At 47.5% G+C, this 18,532-nt stretch carries 17 protein-coding genes; 7 read left to right on the top strand and 10 right to left on the bottom strand.

Translation table 11 applies throughout. The features are described from left to right. Positions 1-118: 118 nt before the first annotated feature. Both OGH69_RS04585 and OGH69_RS04590 read left to right on the top strand, forming a co-directional pair. Positions 119-1,111 (top strand): PorP/SprF family type IX secretion system membrane protein, encoded by a 993-nt coding sequence (locus OGH69_RS04585; RefSeq protein ID WP_265173271.1) that lies wholly within the window; start codon positions 119-121, stop codon positions 1,109-1,111. A gap of 64 nt (positions 1,112-1,175) precedes the next feature. Further along, complete coding sequence (locus OGH69_RS04590; RefSeq protein ID WP_265173272.1) at positions 1,176-1,691, top strand: gamma carbonic anhydrase family protein; 516 nt, start codon at positions 1,176-1,178, stop codon at positions 1,689-1,691. Positions 1,692-1,694: 3 nt separating this feature from the next. Here OGH69_RS04590 and murI read toward each other — a convergent pair whose 3' ends face one another. The 8 genes from murI to OGH69_RS04630 form a co-directional block, all read right to left on the bottom strand. Then, complete coding sequence (gene murI / locus OGH69_RS04595) at positions 1,695-2,477, bottom strand: glutamate racemase (RefSeq protein ID WP_265173273.1); 783 nt, start codon at positions 2,475-2,477, stop codon at positions 1,695-1,697. Between the two features lie 70 nt (positions 2,478-2,547). Further along, positions 2,548-3,057: an OmpH/Skp family outer membrane protein gene (locus OGH69_RS04600; protein ID WP_265173274.1), complete on the bottom strand. Its 510-nt coding sequence runs from the start codon at positions 3,055-3,057 to the stop codon at positions 2,548-2,550. Between the two features lie 40 nt (positions 3,058-3,097). After that, positions 3,098-4,207, bottom strand: a complete 1,110-nt coding sequence (locus tag OGH69_RS04605; RefSeq protein WP_265173275.1) for an OmpH/Skp family outer membrane protein — start codon at positions 4,205-4,207, stop codon at positions 3,098-3,100. A 39-nt stretch (positions 4,208-4,246) separates the two neighbouring features. Continuing rightward, the gene (locus OGH69_RS04610; RefSeq protein ID WP_265173276.1) at positions 4,247-7,003 is read right to left on the bottom strand and encodes a BamA/OMP85 family outer membrane protein; all 2,757 of its coding nucleotides are present in this window, start codon (positions 7,001-7,003) and stop codon (positions 4,247-4,249) included. Then, complete coding sequence (locus OGH69_RS04615; protein WP_265173277.1) at positions 6,936-7,676, bottom strand: isoprenyl transferase; 741 nt, start codon at positions 7,674-7,676, stop codon at positions 6,936-6,938. Before OGH69_RS04615 ends, OGH69_RS04610 begins: the two co-directional genes overlap by 68 nt. 4 nt (positions 7,677-7,680) lie before the next feature. Continuing rightward, positions 7,681-8,364 carry a type IX secretion system protein PorG gene (locus tag OGH69_RS04620; protein WP_265173278.1) on the bottom strand — a complete coding sequence of 228 codons (684 nt, stop codon included), beginning with the start codon at positions 8,362-8,364 and terminating at the stop codon, positions 7,681-7,683. Positions 8,365-8,704: 340 nt separating this feature from the next. Then, entirely contained in the window at positions 8,705-9,592 is an 888-nt protein-coding gene (locus OGH69_RS04625) for an NAD kinase (protein WP_265173279.1), read from the bottom strand. A 2-nt stretch (positions 9,593-9,594) separates the two neighbouring features. Beyond that, positions 9,595-10,254 (bottom strand): CBS domain-containing protein, encoded by a 660-nt coding sequence (locus tag OGH69_RS04630; protein ID WP_265173280.1) that lies wholly within the window; start codon positions 10,252-10,254, stop codon positions 9,595-9,597. A 98-nt stretch (positions 10,255-10,352) separates the two neighbouring features. On the opposite strand from OGH69_RS04630, the gene OGH69_RS04635 reads away from it, so the two are divergent. Together OGH69_RS04635 and OGH69_RS04640 are read left to right on the top strand one after the other, a co-directional pair. Beyond that, positions 10,353-11,066, top strand: a complete 714-nt coding sequence (locus tag OGH69_RS04635; RefSeq protein ID WP_265173281.1) for a pyridoxine 5'-phosphate synthase — start codon at positions 10,353-10,355, stop codon at positions 11,064-11,066. 1 nt (position 11,067) lies between these two features. Further along, the gene (locus OGH69_RS04640) at positions 11,068-11,832 is read left to right on the top strand and encodes an alpha/beta fold hydrolase (RefSeq protein WP_265173282.1); all 765 of its coding nucleotides are present in this window, start codon (positions 11,068-11,070) and stop codon (positions 11,830-11,832) included. Positions 11,833-11,972: 140 nt separating this feature from the next. On the opposite strand, the gene OGH69_RS04645 is transcribed toward OGH69_RS04640, so the two are convergent. Further along, the gene (locus OGH69_RS04645; protein ID WP_265173283.1) at positions 11,973-13,568 is read right to left on the bottom strand and encodes an AsmA family protein; all 1,596 of its coding nucleotides are present in this window, start codon (positions 13,566-13,568) and stop codon (positions 11,973-11,975) included. Between the two features lie 411 nt (positions 13,569-13,979). Between OGH69_RS04645 and OGH69_RS04650 the strand changes: the two genes are divergently transcribed. Beyond that, positions 13,980-15,230, top strand: a complete 1,251-nt coding sequence (locus OGH69_RS04650) for an OmpP1/FadL family transporter (RefSeq protein WP_265173284.1) — start codon at positions 13,980-13,982, stop codon at positions 15,228-15,230. An 11-nt stretch (positions 15,231-15,241) separates the two neighbouring features. After that, positions 15,242-16,795 (top strand): SGNH/GDSL hydrolase family protein, encoded by a 1,554-nt coding sequence (locus tag OGH69_RS04655; RefSeq protein ID WP_265173285.1) that lies wholly within the window; start codon positions 15,242-15,244, stop codon positions 16,793-16,795. A gap of 68 nt (positions 16,796-16,863) precedes the next feature. Here the strand turns inward: OGH69_RS04655 and OGH69_RS04660 are convergent, their stop codons facing one another. Then, a complete protein-coding gene (locus OGH69_RS04660) occupies positions 16,864-17,904 on the bottom strand; it encodes a DUF4238 domain-containing protein (RefSeq protein WP_265173286.1) in 1,041 nt (346 codons plus the stop codon). Between the two features lie 104 nt (positions 17,905-18,008). On the opposite strand from OGH69_RS04660, the gene OGH69_RS04665 reads away from it, so the two are divergent. Continuing rightward, positions 18,009-18,503, top strand: coding sequence for a hypothetical protein (locus OGH69_RS04665; RefSeq protein ID WP_265173287.1), 495 nt, complete (start codon positions 18,009-18,011; stop codon positions 18,501-18,503). The last annotated feature ends 29 nt before the right edge of the window (positions 18,504-18,532 follow it).

Here is an 18,532-nt window from a genome sequence, read left to right on the forward strand (position 1 = left end):
TACCGAAAGGAAAAGGTGCGCGGCATAAGGGAAAATAGCTGTGGCATGCAACCGTTACCTGATGGGAATGTTACCGGGAATGGTTATAAAGTCATCTCAATTAAACGATAAGGTTAACATGAATTTTAAAAAGATTTACCTGATTTTTGGATTGCTAGTAGCGCAAATGTCTTTTTCACAAGAAGGTATAGCGGTTTATTCAGATTATTTGTCAGACAACTATTATCTGATACATCCATCAATGGCCGGGGCGGCAAACTGTGCCAAAATTAGGCTTACCGCACGCCAGCAATGGTTTGGCCAGGATGATGCTCCGCAGCTTCAGACACTCAGCTTCAACACGGCGTTGGGCGAGCAGTCGGGTGTAGGTATCATTGCCTTCAACGACAAAAACGGCTACCACTCCCAAACAGGTGCCAAGCTAACCTATGCCCACCATATCCGCTTTTCGCGTAACGATGCCGATTTGAACATGCTTTCATTCGGTATGAGTGCCGGCCTTATCCAGAGCCGACTTGACGAAAGCGAGTTCGATCCTGAATTCGACCCTATCGTAGATGGCGGTATGCAACAGAAGGATTCTTACTTCAACGTAGATATCGGGGCTTCTTACCACTACCTTGATTTCTTTGCCCACTTTACCGCCAAGAACGTTTTGGCCAGCAAGAGGGATATTTATACTGATATCGAAAGCGACAACCTTAAAAAATACCTTATCTCTGCCGGATATGTATTCGGCGCGCAGGAAACGCTTCAGTGGGAACCATCAATCATGTTCCAGGCTGTTGACGAAACTAAGGAAAAGACCATCGACGTAAACCTTAAAGTGTATAAGGAGATGGACTTCGGAAGGCTATGGGGAGGCCTGTCTTACAGGAGGAGCCTTGACGGTGCCCAGTATGTAGACGGCAACGGTACTTCTGAGCAAAACCTGCAATATTTTACGCCTATCATCGGTGTGAACTATAAGAACTTCATGTTTGCTTACACCTATTCCTACCTTACCGGCGATGTTAAGTTTGATAACAGCGGGTTTCACCAGATCACGCTTGGTATCAACCTGTTCTGTAAGAGGGAGAAATGGGATTGTAACTGTCCTGCAGTTAACTAATTATAGACTACATATTATTAATTCCGTCCCGATAAGCGATTATCGGGACGATTTTTTTACAGCCATGGTTATAAAAGAAGTAAACGGGAAGTACCCGCAAATACCCGAGGATTGCTTTATAGCAGAGAATGCTACCATAGTAGGGGATGTTTCGCTTGGTTCGCAATGCAGCGTATGGTTCAATGCCGTCATCAGGGGCGATGTGCACTATATTAAGATTGGCGATAAGGTAAATATTCAGGATGGCGCCGTCATTCACTGTACGTACCAAAAGCACCCCACCGTGATAGGCAATAACGTGTCGATAGGGCACAATGCCATTGTTCACGGATGTACGGTTAAGGATAATGTGCTTATCGGCATGGGTGCCATCGTGATGGACAACTGTGTCATCGAAAGCAATACCATCATTGCGGCCGGCGCGGTGGTTACGCAGAATACCGTGGTGGAGTCGGGTACCATTTATGCCGGCATCCCTGCTAAAAAGGTAAAGGACATCAACGCCTCCGACTTTGCCGGAGAGATAGGCCGCATCTCCAATAATTATGTGATGTATTCTTCCTGGTTTAAGGACGAGTAGGGGTTAAAAATCCTTTCTCTCTACCGGGTATTTATTTTCCAGTATTGCATTCAATACGCCGGGGTCGGCATTCGTGTAAAAAAGGGTTGTGCTCTTGTGCTTTTCATCGTTAAGCATCATGTTGGCTTCAAGCACCTTTTTGGTCTGGCGGGCCACTGCGGCCCCCGAATCGATTATTTTTACGTGAGGCGGCAATATTTCCTTTATCTGGGGCACCAGGTAAGGGTAGTGGCTGCACCCGAGCACCAGGTAATCAATATTCGCATCGATCATAGGCTGCAGGTATTGCTTCAGCAGTTCCCGGATCTCCTCCGATTCCAACTTGCCCGATTCAATCAGGGCCACGAGGTTGTAGCCCACCTGTTCCACAACATTCACACCTGTAAAGCCGGCAACGGTTTTGTTGAACAGCTCGCTCGACAGCGTGCCCTTGGTGGCCAGTATGCCTATCGCATTGGTATTGGTATGTATGGCGGCAGGTTTTATCGCCGGCTCTATGCCTATGAAGGGTACGTCATATTTTTCGCGGAGTTCCTTTATTGCATTGGTAGTAGCGGTATTGCATGCCACCACAATCAGCTTGCAGTTTTGCTCCAGCAGGTATTCGGTATTCTTACAGCTCAATGCAATGATTTCGTCTTTACCCTTTTGGCCGTAGGGAGCATTTTTGCTGTCAGCAAGGTATATGGTGTCCTCCCAGGGCAGCAGGGCATGTATTTCCTTCCAGATGGAAGTCCCGCCTATTCCCGAATCGAACAGCCCAATGGGGTTTTTGCTTTTCTCCATATCACAAATATAAAAAAAACGGCCCAATCATGAGCCGTTTTGTAGTATATGGTTTACGTATTGTGATGTCTTAGAAGCCAAGTTCTTTTTTTACATCGGCAAGAAGGTCCGGACCGTCGTGTACAAGTACGCCGCCTCCCTGTGATGCGTCTAGCACATACTGGTAACCTTTGGCCTTTGCAACTTTAGAAATCGCAGCCCTTGCCTTGTCAATGATTGGCTTGTAGATGTCTTCCTGTTTTTGCTGAAGCTCTTTAGAAGCGCTTTGTTGGTACTCCTGTATCCTTTTCTGCATATCCTGAACTTCTTTGCTGCGGGTTTCGTTAACAGCTTCAGTCACCGTAGCAGCTTCTTTCTCGTATTGTGCCACTTTGGTCCTGAATTCGGTTACCATTGCATTATAATCGTTATCATACGTTTTGGTAAGCTTTTCAAGTTGGGCATCTGCAGCTTTTTTATCAGGCATTGAGGTCATGAGGTCCATAACATTGATATGTGCTACCTTGGCCTGCGCCGATGCAGCCTGGCTCATTCCCACAAAAAGTATAGCAGCGATTACTAATGATTTCAATTGTTTCATTTGTCTACGTAATTTATAATTAATTTCTGTTTTTGTTGTTCTATTCCGGGTCGTTGCCCTCCGATGGCGAAGTAGGCGTTGCTTCTGCCGGCTTCGCTTCTTCGGCAGGCTTATTCTTTTTTTCTTCTTTTGCCCTTTGCGCGGCCTCTTTTCTTTCCTGCAGCTCTTTTTTACGGGCTTCTATGGCCAGCCTTTTTTCTTCGGCTTTTCTTTCTTTCTCCGCTTTTGCTGCGGCTATAGCTGCTTCCCTGGTAGCCTGGGCATTACTTTTTTTATCTTCGGCTGTAGTGGCCTTGTCTTCTCCAGTGCCGGCTTCGCCTTCTTTTACATCAGTCGTTTCGGTTTCGCTGGCCGCGTTGCGTTTGTTGGCTGTGCCCGCTGCCGGTGGTGTAGTGCCGTTTTTCTTGGCTTCCCTTTCTTCCTTCAGCTGCTGCTTCTTGGCTTCATAAGCATCCCTTTTAGCCTGCTGGGCTGCTCTTTTATCATCAATCAGCTTTTGCTTCGCTGCTTTTTTCTCATCCAGTATGCGCTGCCTTTCTACAATGTCAGGATTGGTTGCACGTTCTTCTTCCTTCTCCTGCTCTTCCAGCTTTTTCAGCTGCCTGCTGCTCAGGCTTTCCTGTTTGGCGGCGCGTGCCATCCTTGTCAGTACCAGCTCGCTTATGTCGTGCTTATTGGCGGCGAAAAGCATCGTAAGGTCCGACGATTTGTCGAAAACAAAATCATACTTCCTTATTTCGGCCAGGTCCTGCACAATCGTGAATATCTGGTCCTGTATCGGTTTTACCAGTACCGACTTCTGTGTCACCAAATCGCCGGTAGGGCCAAATTTCTTTTCCTGGAAGTCCAGCATCTCTTTTTCAAGGTAAGCTATCTCTTCTTCCCTTTCCTCAACAAGCTCTTTGGTAAGCAGGGCCTTTTCGGCTTTCAGCGCTTCCTTAAGCTTTTCTATTTCGCTCTTTTTAACATCAATCTCCTGCTTCCATTTTTGGGCCTTTTGCTCCAGCTGGTTTTTAGCTTCGGCATAATCGGGCGCCTTGTCAAGGATGTACTCCATGTCAATATAAGCGATCTTTACGCCCCTTGCACCCTGGGCTGTTGCTGCAAGGCAGCTCAAAACGGTAACCAGTGTCAATAAATATTTCTTCATAGCTTTTTATGTATTAGAAAATATCGTGCCATTTTTTTTTTAGAACTGCTGGCCTATGATAAAGTGCGTCTCCCATCCGTTCTTGGTTTGCTGTCCGGGAAGCGGGTCAAATCCGTGGCCAAAGTCGATACCAAGAAGCCCGAATGCCGGCATGAATACCCTAAGACCGAAACCTGCCGAACGCTTCAGCGCAAACGGGTTGTAGTTCTTAAAGCCATCATACGAAGCACCTGCTTCAAGGAACGTAAGCGCATATATCGAAGCCTGCGATTTCAGCGTGATCGGGTAGCGCAGCTCCAGTGTAAACTTATTATATATGGTCGCCCCAATCTGTATGCCCTCGTCGTCAATCGGCGAAAGCGACTGGTTCGGGTAACCCCTCAGCTGTATCACCTCGCGGCCATCCAGCGCATAGTTGGCCATACCGTCACCACCAAGGTAGAACCTTTCAAACGGTACAAGGCCCCTGTCGGAATTATAAGCTCCCATGTACCCAAATTCGCCCAAAGCCCTCAGCACCAACTCGTGGCCCTGCGATCCTGCCAGCCTGGTGTAGGCATCGGCCTTGAACTTAAATTTCCAGTACTCGAGCCAGTTGAACCTTTTCTGGTCGTATTTGGCTTCGTCAAGGCTTGCTTGTTCATAATTATCGCCTACACCGGTTTTTGTGCCATTTCCATTGTCAATATAATAGTCACCATTGTCAATATATCCATTCGTGCCATCCATTTGTACGCCAGTAGTATTCCTAAGCTTGTACTGTGCCTCATTTTTAAGCGCCGCATAGTCAATGCCATTTACCAGCGAGTACGGGAAGGTTGTCCTGAAGCTCGCGCTGAACAATGAGCCATACGTAGGGTAAATAGGGTTGCGTCCCCTGTTGTCCCTGCTCAGTTCCACCGTGTAGGCAAGGTTCCTTGATATACCGTTACCAAAGGTAAACAATCCTGTGTTATAATTACTTAGGCTGTAATACTGGAATGTCAAAGAGTGCGACAACCTCATGTAGTAGTCCGGTTCGCTGAGCCTTTTCGCCATACCCAGGGATACTGATGAAATGGTGAAGCTCCTCGACCTGTCCACATCGCGTGATGTAAAGTTATATAAAAACTGTTTACTATGCGATAGTGAACCAAAAAGCTGTATCGGTTTTTTGCCTCCAAACCACGGCTCGGTAAACGAAAGGCTGTAGGTCTGGAAGTAGGTACTGCCCTGCGCACGCAGCGACAGCTTCTGTCCGTCGCCCATCGGCAGCGGGTTGTAGGCCTCCTTATTGAAGATATTGCGTATCGAGAAGTTGTTGAACGACAGTCCCAGCGTACCGATGAAGCCACCGCCGCCATAACCGCCCTGCAATTCAATCTGGCTCGATCCTTTTTCGGTCACGCTCCACTCAATGTCTACGGTACCTGTGGCAGGATCAGGGTTCTGAACGTCCGGACGGATGGTTTCAGGGTCAAAAAAGCCCAGTGCACCCAGTTCGCGGATGGTTCCGATAACGTCTTCCTTGTTCCATTTCTGGCCCGGTCTGGTGCGTAGCTCGCGGTATATTACGTGGTCGTTCGTTTTGTCGTTGCCCACAACGTTCACTTTGTTAAAGTAAGCAATCGGGCCTTCTACAATGCGTATTTCAAAGTCAATCGTGTCATTATAGGTCCTTACCTCCACGGCATTGATGTTCGAGAACAGATAGCCGTTGTTCTGGTACAGGTTGGTAAGGTCTTCGCCGTCCGGCTTGGTTGGGTCGGCAATCCTTTTTTGCAGCATTACGCCGTTGTACACTTCGCCTTTTTTAATGCCCAGTATCTGGTTCAGCTGGTGGTTGTTGTATACGGTGTTGCCCAGGTATTTTATCTCGCCAAAGTAATACTTGCGGCCTTCCTCCACATTTATGGTGATGGTTACGGTATTTTTCTTAGGGTTATATACTACGGTGTCCGAAGTTACACGCGCATCGCGGTAGCCTTTTTCCTTGTATTTGTCAATCACGCTCACAAGGTCTTCCTTGTATTTATCGCCAATGAATTTCGAGGGCTTGAATATGCGCAGCGGGTTAAGCGGGAAACGGCTCTTGCGCTTGGTGTTTTTCATGGCGCTGCGCAGCTTGCCGTCACTCAGCTGGGTGTTGCCGTTAAATTCTATGTCGCTTACCCTTACCTTTTTGCCGCGGTCAATGTTCACCACCATTTTCACGGTGTTGGTGCTGTCCGGTATTACATTGATGGCTACCTTGGTATTGTAAAAACCATCCTTGCGGTACTTGTTCTCAATGTAGTTTTTGGTATTGGTGATAAGGTTCTCGTTCACGATCTTGCCCTTATTAAGGTCGGTATCCTTAATAAGCCCCTCGATTTTTCCTTTGCGCACGCCTTTAATCTTTACGTCGCTCAGCTTCGGCAATTCGTTCAGGTAAAGCTCCAGGTAAATGCTGTCGCCCTCAATTTTATTCTGGTAAAAGTTTACGTCGCTAAAAAGCCCGAGCCTCCATAGCTTTTTTATGGCTGCACTTATCTCTTCGCCGGGAACGTGTATGGTCTGGCCTTTTTCAAGGCCGGTAAAGTTCACAACAGTCTGCTCATTATAGCTTATTTTTCCGGTTACTTTAATGTCTGCCAATATGTATTCGGTTGCCGCGTCCAGGTTGTTGTATTCCTGCGCGTTGGCGGTGCTGCCTGCAAATAATAAAAGGCCGAAAAGCAATGCAATGCCCGTTTTGAGCATATTTGTGTTATTTGACTTGTTCACTGGTTTTTCCAAATCTACGTTCTCTTTTTTGGTAACTGATAAGTGCTTCATGTAAATCTTTTTCCCTGAAATCAGGCCATAGCACCTCTGTAAAGTACAGCTCGGCATAAGCCACCTGCCAAAGCAGGAAATTGCTTATCCTTTGCTCCCCGCTGGTCCTTATCACAAGGTCAACGTCCGGGAGGTCGTGTGTATACAGGTGCGCCCCGATGACAGATTCACTGATATCAGCTATGTTTAATTGGTTATTCTGTACTTTTTCGCTTATTTTCTTAACTGCCGAGATAATCTCCTCGCGGGAGCCATAGCTCAGGGCCAGTGTAAGGGTCATGCGGGTGTTGCCTTTGGTCTGCTCTATAACGTCCAGCAGCTTTTTGCGGGCTCCGTCGGGCAGCATGGCGGTATTGCCTATTGTGTTTAGCTTAATGCTGTTCTTCTGCAGCGTAGGCAGCTCTTTTTCGAGCGAGCTTACCAGCAGGTTCATCAGGGTGTCCACCTCCATTTTGGGCCTGTTCCAGTTCTCGGTAGAAAAGGCGTACAGCGTAAGGTAGCCTATGCCCAGCCTGGCGCAGCTCTCTACGGTTTCGCGTACGGCCTTGGTGCCGTTCTCGTGCCCAAAAATGCGCAGCATCCCTTTCTTTTTGGCCCAACGCCCGTTGCCGTCCATTATTATGGCAAGGTGCTGAGGCAGGTTCCCGGTATGTAGCGTGGTAGTTGTATCCATGAGGTTAATTGGCGCAATAACAAGGCTTCTCGCCAAAGGTGTAGGTTAGGGTAAAGCCCGAGAACACATACCAGTCCTTGCTGTCAAGGTTCCCAAAACGGAATCCGGGGTGGTCATCATGGTTGCTGCCATCCAGGTTGTCGGTAAATGTGTATCGTGCGCCCACTTCAAATCCAAGTATAAGGTTCTCTGTAATGTTCGACTTCAGGCCCACGGTCATCGGTATGGCCAGCGCCCCGGTCGAATCGCCGCTTTCGGTTTCCCCGTTGGCGGTATTGATGTATATGTCGTTGTACCAAAAATAGCTCAGCCCCCCATATATATAAGGAGTGATCTTAAACTCCGGCTCATGCAGGTTGAAATCGAAAAAATTGAATTCAAGCCCTAAAGATAATTCTTTTACAGAGTTTTCAAAGGAGTAGCCCCGCTGTTTCCTGCCCGACACCTCAGAATCCTCATCATTTGAAGATATCCTGCCGTAGGTAAACGATGCCCTCCACGAATGCCTCGGGCTGCGGTTCCATTTGTAGATGATCCCAATGGCAAGGTCATTTGGGGCAATGTAATCCGTAGGCCCTACATCGCCTATGTAATTAGCGCCGCCCGCGAAAATACCCAGTTCATTGATCTGGGCTTCGCTCCTGAATGCCGTTACGATTATCAATATCAAAAATACAGTCCTCTTCATTCTACAAAATTGGGTGCAAATATAGTAATATAGATTTCTAATCTGCCTATTAATACCTAATTTACATCCTTAAAAATTCTATAAATTGGCAACATACAGACTTGAAAACGGAAGAAGTGCGCGTGTAGTATGCAGGCACGGTAAATTTAAGGGGAAAAGTTGGCGGTAAATTTTTAACCATTATGGAACATAGTGCTTGGGCCAGTGTTAAATGAAAAGGTATTGTTTAGTAACCCATAGTGAAGCGTAGCTTCATCTGTGTGGAATTATGTCTCCTTTTCATGATTACAGAACCGGATTGATACTATGTGCCTATGTGGTTAAAAAATGTAATAAAAGACTAATTCCTCTTATCCTCGCCCCAAAGGAGCTTTTTGCGCAATGTATCGGTAAATTTCTCTTCGGCAAATTCTACCAGGTTGATCTTAAATCCGGTTTTTTTAATGCAGATGGCAGTTTCCACGTCCATCGATATGATACGGGAGTCGAGCGAAACCAGGTGCTGCTCTTCACGGCTGCTTACCCTCAATTCAATTTCGGTATCGTCAGGGATTACAAGCGGGCGCGCGTTCAGGTTGTGCGGCGCAATAGGGGTTATCACGAGGCTGCTCACTTCGGGCATCAGCACAGGGCCGCCGCAGCTCAGCGAATAGCCGGTAGATCCGGTAGGGGTGGAGATGATGAGCCCATCCGCCCAATACGAGTTCAGGTATTCCCCGTTCAGCTTGGTTTCGATGGTAATCATCGAGGTGGTATCCTTTCGGCTCACGGTCACTTCATTCAGTGCGAAGTCCAGCTCGCCGGCAGGGGTTTCGGGCTTGCCGTCATAGTCTACCGTTAGCAGCGTGCGGGGCGATATTTTGTATTTGTTCTCAAAAAGCAGCGGGAGCAGGTGCGGTATGTTTTCCTGCTGTACCGTGGCCAGGAAGCCAAGGCGCCCGGCGTTGATGCCCACAATGGGTATGTTTTTGTCGCGTACATAGGTGGCGGCCCTCAGCATGGTACCGTCGCCGCCGATGCATATCAGGATGTCGAAGCCGTTTAGCTCCTCATGTCCCGAAAATACTGGATAGTTCCGCCCGGCAAGCAGTTCTTTTTCTGCCAGTGCGTTATAAAAGTTGGTTTCAACGGCAATGTGCGGGCCATAGCTGTCGAAGACTGCCAGCAGCCTGTCGATGATCTCTTCGGTATTGTCCTTGTAGTATTGCCCGTAAATCGCTATTTTCATTGCTATATATTCAGGTATTTGTCCAGGTAATCCGACCGGTCTTTCAGCGTGTTCAGGTAGGCATCCTCCTGGTGTTCCGAAATGATCGCATAATTATAGCGCCTGAAGGTCTGTATGATCTCGCTCAGTCCGCCAAGGCTTATCTTCAGCGTGATCTGCACCTTTTCAAGGTTGGCCTCCGATATGAAAAAGCCCAGTAGCCTGCCGTTGTTGCTTTCCACGATCTGCGCCACTTCGCTCATGCTGTAGTCGGTAATGCCTTTCTCCACGACCAGTATGCCGCCTTCTTCCTTCAAAAACGGCGTTTGGTGGAACATCGTGATGATGTCGGTGATTTCGTAATAGCCCAGGTATTGGTTCTCGGCACTAAGCACCGGCAGCAGGTTGGTTTCGTTCTTGGCGAAAACCTCCAATACATCCAGCCAAATGGTGGTATCGCGTACAAAGAAACGCTCAAAGCTGTAACGCAGGTCGGCCATGGTTTTCTCAATGTCCATCAGCTCGGTGTCTTCGGCAATGGCGCAACCTATGTATACGCCTTCCTCCAGTACGGGGAAGTGCGAAAAAGGGTATTCGGCGAATAAGTCCTGCGCGTCGGCAACGGTGTCGGTGGTGCGCAGCGGTTTTATGGTATTGCTCAGGAAGTCGGTGATGTCAGTCATTGGGGTAATGCTAAATATTCTGCAAAATAATCAAAAATAAGGATATTCTGCCTTTTTAACTTCGTATTTTTGCCTGTAAAAGCTCACTTAGCAAAGATATGTCAAAACTCAGCGTCAACATAAATAAAATAGCCACCCTGCGCAATTCGAGGGGCGGCAATGTCCCCGACTTACTCAAAGTAGCCGCCGATGTGCAGAAATTCGGCGCGCAGGGCGTAACCATCCACCCACGGCCCGACGAAAGGCACATCCGCTACCAGGATGCGCGCGACCTTGTGCCGATAGTATATACCGAATACAACATAGAGGGCAACCCGGTGCCGAAGTTCATCGACCTGGTGCTGGAGACCAAACCCACACAGGTAACGCTGGTGCCCGATGCCGATGATGCCATAACCTCCAACGCCGGATGGGATACCGTAAAGCACAAAAGCTTTTTGCAGGAAGTGATACAGGAATTCCAACGCAACGGCATACGCACCTCGATATTTGTCGACCCGGTGCTGAAGATGGTCGAAGGCGCCAAAGAAACCGGGACCGAAAGGATAGAACTCTATACCGAGGCCTTTGCGCACGAATACGGCCTGGGCAACCTGCAGGGTATAAAGCCCTATGCCGATGCGGCTTCGGTGGCCAACAGCCTTGGCCTTGGCGTGAATGCCGGGCATGACCTTAGCCTGGACAACATCAAATTCTTTAAGGAAAATATCCCGGGGCTGCTGGAGGTGTCCATAGGCCATGCGCTCATTGCCGAGTCGCTGTACCTGGGATTGGAGAACGTAATCAATATGTACCTGCAAAAACTGAAATAACATGCTGCACTCAAGGATAGAAGGCGAAGGCAAGCCACTTCTCATCATACACGGATTTTTAGGCACGTCTGATAACTGGAAGACCCTGGGCGGGCAATATGCCGACAAAGGCTTCCGGGTGCATGCCGTCGACATGCGCAACCACGGCAAGAGCTTCCATTCGGATGAGTTTACCTATGATGCCATGGTGCAGGATTTGGTGGACTACTGCAACGGACACCAAATTTCGAAAGCCGATGTCATCGGGCATTCGATGGGAGGGAAGGCAGCCATGTTTTTTGCGGTGCAATATCCTGAAAAAGTAAACCGGCTTGTAATAGCCGACATCGGCCCTAAATATTACCGTCCCCACCACCAGGATATACTGGCCGGGCTTAATGCGGTTGATTTTTCAGTAAAGCCGGAGCGCAGCGATGTGGAGGCGATCCTTTCGCAGCACATAGACGATGCCGGCACGCGCCAGTTCCTGATGAAGAACCTTTACTGGAAAGAGCCGGGGCAGCTGGCCTACCGCTTTAACCTCGATGTGTTTAATGAAAAGGTAGATAACATCGGGCAGGCTTTGCCGGATGGCAGCCACTTCGACGGGCCGACGCTTTTCCTGCGCGGCGACCGTTCCCCCTATATCAAAGACAAAGATTTTGCATTGATTAAAACCCATTTCCCCAATGCGGAAATAAAAGACATTGCCAATTCCGGCCACTGGCTGCATGCCGAGAACCCGGCGCAGTTTATGGAGGAGACGCTCAGTTTCCTCGCCCACTAATGGCGCATTTGGTCATTGCGAGGAGGTACGACCCCGCCAACGCGGGGTAAACTAAAGCAATCTTTCCATTCAGGTAAGCCAGAGAAAGATTGCTTCGTGCCTCGCAATGACGGATTGCGATGTGATTTCGGTTGTAAAGCCTACTTCTTCTTCGCCTTCTTCTCCTGCTTTTTCTTTGCGATTTTAGCTACGGTTTTTGGAAGTATCGTCTGCGTCAGTCCCTCCTGCGCAAACTTCCAGATATAGTTGAATACCGACTTGTCTTTATTCCTGTCCACGCCTATGTGCACTTCCTTCAGGTCGCCATCGGTGTCATTCTTTACAACGAGGTTGCCGAGCGCGCTAACCAGTTTCTTTTCCTTTTTCAGGTTGTCCTTGTCGTGTACGGTTATGTCCAGGTCGTTATACCTGATGGCAAAATCGCCCTCGGCACGGTTGCGGTTGCCGTTCATGGTAAAGTACACCTCGTTAAGGTTGCCCGTGGTGGACACGTTCATCAGCGGTTTCGATACGGGGTTTACCTCCTCGCTGCGGATGTCCTTCAGGCGGCCTATAATGGTAAATGAGTCGCTTGCATCCATGGAGTTGAACGACCAGTTTACGATAAACGGTGCCGACTTCATGAAGAGGCACTGCACATCAATGGTGGTATTGGGCAGCTTGTCCTTGCGTATGGGGCTGTAGATATTCGAAACAGTTGCATAAAATTTCGAGAAGGTGACTTTTGCCGGCGGGCGCTCAAAATCCAGCTGCTCCTCATATACAATCGTCGAGTTCTTCAGCAGCAGCTTATCCAGCTTCAGGTCGAATTTCAGCTCGCGCAGCATCTGGCTGTACAGCTTTTTTATGGAGGGGTCGTCCTTGGGCAGCTTGCTCCGGTAAATGTTGGCATTCACCTTCTCCAGCACCATTTCGGGCGAATGCACAAACAGGGTGTCGTTCACAAAACCCCAGTCGGCTTTGGGGATGCTTATTTTTTCGGCCACAATGGCAAACTGGTCTTTTTCTTTGGGCTGCATGCGGGTAAACTGCACACGGTCCTGTTGGGGTATCATTTTAAAATTGGTTACGGCAATGGTGCTGTCCGACGATGAGAATTTGTCTGCTGTAAGGTTGTAAAATTGACCTGCACGATAAAACAGGCTGTCGCACGCAAAGCGGTAATCGCGGTAGCGCACGGGAATGTTCTTTTCTACCGTATTGCTGTCAATGCGGATGTTGTTCAGCTCAAAGCTGATGTTGGAAGCGCTCATGATTTTCCCTTTCAGCGAGTCGAGGTACCGGAACTTTCCGTTACGTATCTCAAGGCTTCCGGTACGTATGGCGTTTTTGAAAGGCTTGATGTCATCGTCGGGGTTATATTTCTTTTCACGCGGGTACAAGGTCACGTTGGGTGTATCGATGATAACCTTGTCTACGGTAATCCGGTCGTCTGTAAGCAAGGCCCATATCCCGAAGTTTTCGACACGTATGGCTTTCACCTCTGCAAAGGCGCCTTGCTGGAGCGATACGCCTATGCTGTCCTTAGGGGCAATGTTGGCATTGTGCATGGTAAAGCTGCCGCCCAGCAGGTCGATGTCAAGGTCTTTATAGCTAATGTTGTAAGGTATGCTTTTTTCGTTACGGATGATCGAAGGCAGCTTTTTGCTGATGTACCAGCTCAGGCCCCAGCCCCCGATGATGACCAGCAACAGCAGTACAAGCAATCCTGTCGCGATTTTTTTTAAAATACTCATAATTTGGTGATTATGATGTAATGTACTACAATTCGCTCGCACATCGAAATCATTTAGGTTTTAATTAAGTAACTGTGTGCGGATGTAACCTGATTAGGGATCAGGCAATACCGGTAAATGCCAATGATTAGGTGTAGCACAGGTGGTTTTTGCTAGTTGCCAGGCGGTTAGGTTTTTAGGGGTGCCGGTATTCCATTAGGGAGGGGATAAAAGGTCTTTGCTGACCGATATTTTAAAGGTTTGGAAATGTTTTATAATACTTTTAGCGAAATGTTAAAAAACTTCCTCCGTTTATTGATAAAAATGTTATTATGAATGCATAATATTTTTCCCTAAATATTGTACAATTCATAAATTATATTAAATTTGGTATAAGATTAATAAACGAGAAACTAACACTTATTTTTAACTATGAGAAAACTATTATCCTTAACAATGATGGCATTAACGGCTACTTCGGCATTTGCAGGAGGATACCGTGTGAGCCTTCAGGGGCAGCAGCAGCTGGGCATGGGTCATACCGGTGTGGCTGTAACCAACAGTGCCGAGGTACTCTTCTTCAACCCTGCGGGAGCGGTATTCCTTAAAGACCGCTTTAATGTATCGGTTGGGGCCAATGCGCTTTTTGCCCGTACAAAATTCCAGAACGAAACCTACAACTGGAAAGCCTCTACCGAAAATACCGGTACGCCATTCAGCCTGTATGCATCGTACAAGGCGCTCGACTGGCTGGCTGTGGGCCTTGCAGTATATACCCCTTACGGTTCGGCTGTGGAGTGGGACCAGGATTGGGTAGGATCGCACCTTGTTAATAACATCGACCTCCAGGCCATTTACGTACAGCCTATCGCATCCATCAAGCTTAGCGATAAGTTCAGCATCGGTGGAGGCCCTATATTCGTTACCGGTGGTGTGGAGTTCAACAGGAACCTTACCCGCAGCCTTACCGATGAGGAAGGCAACAGGTCGGACGTTACCATCGAAGCTAAAAACGTTACCGCATGGGGCTGGAGCGCCGGCTTTATGTTCAATCCGCTGGAAGATGTAAGGCTGGGCCTTAACTACCGTTCGGAAATTACGATGGAAGCACGCGACGGCGATGCCACCTTTAGCGACCTTCCTGCCTTTGCGCAAGGCATTTACACCAATACGACCTTCAATGCCGACCTTCCGCTGCCTGCAGAGCTTACTGCGGGCATCTCATGGCAGATCAACGACAAATGGCTTGTTGCATTTGACTATAACAGGACATTCTGGAATGTATATGAATCACTTACTGTTGATTTTGCAAGTCCGAGCATTGCTACATCGGTTAACCCAAGGAACTATAAAGATGCCAGCACCTTCAGGCTGGGTACCCAATTCAAGCCGAACGAGAAGTTCATCTTACGTGCCGGATGGTACCACGACGAAAGTCCGGTAAGGGGAGGTTATTTTGCACCGGAAACCCCCAGGAACGATTCTCAGGGCTATACAGGTGGTATCACGTACATGTTCAATGCCAACTTTGGTGTTGACGTATCTTTCCTATACCTGCATTTCGACGAGGTGGATGCTTCATACGACCACTTTTCCGAAGACGGCAACCCGGACGTATCCTTCGGAGGAACGTACAAAAATGTGGTATTCTCTCCGGGCGTTGGCTTAAACTATAGATTCTAATAAAAATCCCTATGAAAAATAAAGTAATATACTTAGCGATACTCGCGGCGGGCTTTGCCTCGTGCGAACCGGAATTTGAAAACGAACTGAGCAACGGCAACTACAGCGCCGGCGATGCCGACTTTTCCAGCTATGTGGCCATAGGCAACTCGCTTACCTCGGGATACATGGACGGAACCGTGTCACGCGTTAGCCAGTCGTACTCGTTCCCAAGCATCCTGGCCAACCAGTTTGCGCTTGTAGGCGGCGGTGCGTTTACGCAGCCATCGTATGCTGAAGATACTAACAACCTTGGAGGCATCAGCGGCATCCCCGGTTTCGGTACGAGGCTGGTTATCGATGCTTCTGCCGGAGGGCCGGAGCCGATAGCGGGTACGTCGACCATCACGCTTACACCCCAGGCATCCGCGTTTAACAACATGGGTGTGCCGGGCGCGAAGACCTTCCACCTGCTGGCACAGGGTTATGGCAATCCTGCAGGGCTTGCCCAAAACCCGCCGATGGCAAACCCCTACTACGTAAGGATGGCTACATCGACTACCTCTACAGTGCTGGGCGATGCGATGATGAAGAACCCAACGTTCTTTACCAACTGGATAGGCAATAATGACGTGTTGGGCTATGCTACCAGTGGAGGATCGGGTTCAACAGCCGGCCTTGGCGGTGCCGACATTACCCCGGTACCGGTATTTGAGCAATCGTATAACATGATCATCAACACGCTTACGTCGAATGGCGCTAAAGGTGTTGTGGCTACCATCCCGAATGTTACGGCCATACCATTCTTCACTACCGTACCTTATAACCCGCTAACGGCTGCTGCCATAGGCGGAGGCAACGAGGCGAACGGTACAGCGCTCATCAACCAGCTGAACACTTCCCTGATCGGCCCGGTGAAGCAGGTGCTTACGGCCTATGGCCAGGGCAGCAGGCTGCAGTTGCTTTCTGCTACCGAAGCCAACCCGCTGCTTATAAAGGATGAATCGCTGGCCAACATGCAGGCACAGCTTACAGGCGCCCTTACACAGGCAGGCGTACCTGCACAGCAGGCGGCGGTTATAGGCATCGTGTTCGGGCAGGCACGCCACGCTACCGCACAGGACCTGGTACTGCTTAGCACAAGGACGGTTATAGGCACTGCGCCAACCAGCCCGTATGCTGTAGACCCCCTGAACAAGTACGGTGTTACTTACCCGCTTGACGACCAGCACATACTTACGGCTGCGGAGGTAAGCGACGTAAATACGGCTACTACTGCCTTCAACAACATCATTAAGGCTGCTGCTGATGCGAAAGGCCTCGGCGTGGTTGACATGAATGCCATAATGAACCAGCTGGTGTCGGGCCTTCGCGTTGAAGACGGCTCAATCTACACGGCCAACTACTTCAGCACGGCTACCCTAAGCACCGTAATGTTCTCGCTGGATGGCGTACACCCTAATGCACGCGGTTATGCCCTTATCGCCAACGAGGTGATCAAGGTGATCAACTCGCACTACAATGCGAAGCTGCCACTGGTGAGCGCGGGAAGCTACCCCGGCGCTACCGTGCTGCCTACCAACTAAGTTGTTTTAAATTCTATATGTGAAAAGCGCCCTGAAAGGGGCGCTTTTTTTAGGACTTAAACTAATCCTCATTTTTGCGATTTTCTAGGTCTTAATTTTAAAATTTCTTCTTTTAAGATGATTCGAATTCTTTGCTCATCATGTCTATCCGCCAATTTATCCGATAATATTCTTTCAATGAAATTTCCTATATCTTGAAGACTAAAATTTAAATTGTAATGATTTGCAACATACTTGAACAGTAACACATATTCTTTATGCTTTGTTACAGCAATTTCTCGCAATACGTTTTCTTTGATTGTATCCCATTCATCATCATTAATGTATCCTAATTTAAATGAATCAGAATTGTCAAAGTTTAATATGTCTTTTATTGTGAATGTATATTCTAATCCATAAAACCAATGCTGGATTGCGTTAATCTGTGAAGGTTTAAAATACATGATGATTATATATTCATTACAATGCATTAAATAGGGATTTCTATAATTTGTATTAATCTCAACGGTATTACCTGTAACTCTATTTTTAAAGTTTGAATTAAGGCATACGGCGATAGGATAAATACATTCATTTGGTTTTTCTGATATATAGTTTTTTAATGATTTAAGAGAAGATTTCAGATTAAAGAACAGATAATCTCTTAATTTGTTCTCTTCTTTACTTTTTAAAGTAAAAGGATTTTCGTGCGCTATTGACATTCTCCAAATAATGGAGTACCAGAATAATGATATGAGAAATGATTTGTTTGAAAGTTTTATAATTTCACTTTCGGTTATATTGACTCTGTTATACTTTTGATGGATAGCTTCCGAATAAGTTGATTCAAGATACCCTAAGTTCTTTTCACATTGTGGACAAAAAATATAATCTTGTATAAATGGGATGTGATTAGATTCGAGTTCTTTATCGGTTAACTGTCTTCCCATGTACTCCTGAATTTTTTCTGGAGACAATTCTCTCCCCACATTCTTGACTACATTTGTCTTGCTGATAGTAACTACAAATTCTTTATTTCTCTCAAATAAAGTTTTAAGAATAAATGCGGGTACTATATGTGAACCAGTTTGTGTAGCATCATTCTTTTTACAAAGTTTACATTTTTCCATGTAGTAAATATATGTGCATAAGTTAATAATATTATCTAATTAGCAGACTCTATATATAAGCATTCATTTGCTTACACTTTATTATCTTAGCCTCAAATCAATTTATGAAATACTTCGTCCTATTCCTCCTACCCTGCATCGCCTTGGCCCAGGCCACAGCTACCGAATTTGCCAACAAGGTTTTTGAAGCCTGCCGGGCCAACGATGCCAAAAGCTACGAAACCTTCCTGGCTACGCCCGAAGTGATAAAGGCTTTTAGCCAACAGATCGACCCTACGATTCCGGATGCCATGATCCCGGAGGCTTTTGAAAAGTATACGCTCAAGGCAATGCAACGGTTCCAAAAATGGCAGGACACAGCCAAAGAGATGGAACTGGACCTGTCGGAAGTCATTATAACAAAAACGGAGGCATCGGACAGGGAAGTGAAGCTGAAGCGTGATGGGAAGCGGCTGGACCCGATTAAGGTTACCGACGTAAGCATCTATTTTGACTGCTCCGGCAAAAAGCTTTGCTTTATCATCATGGATGCCATAAACGTTAACGGCCGGTATTACCTGACAGAAGAATGCGTGCGGTTATACCCTGTGACTGATTGAAACAAATCTGTAAAATCCCATTATTCTCT

Source organism: Flavobacterium sp. MFBS3-15 (genome assembly GCF_026107645.2).
Lineage (GTDB): Bacteria > Bacteroidota > Bacteroidia > Flavobacteriales > Flavobacteriaceae > Flavobacterium.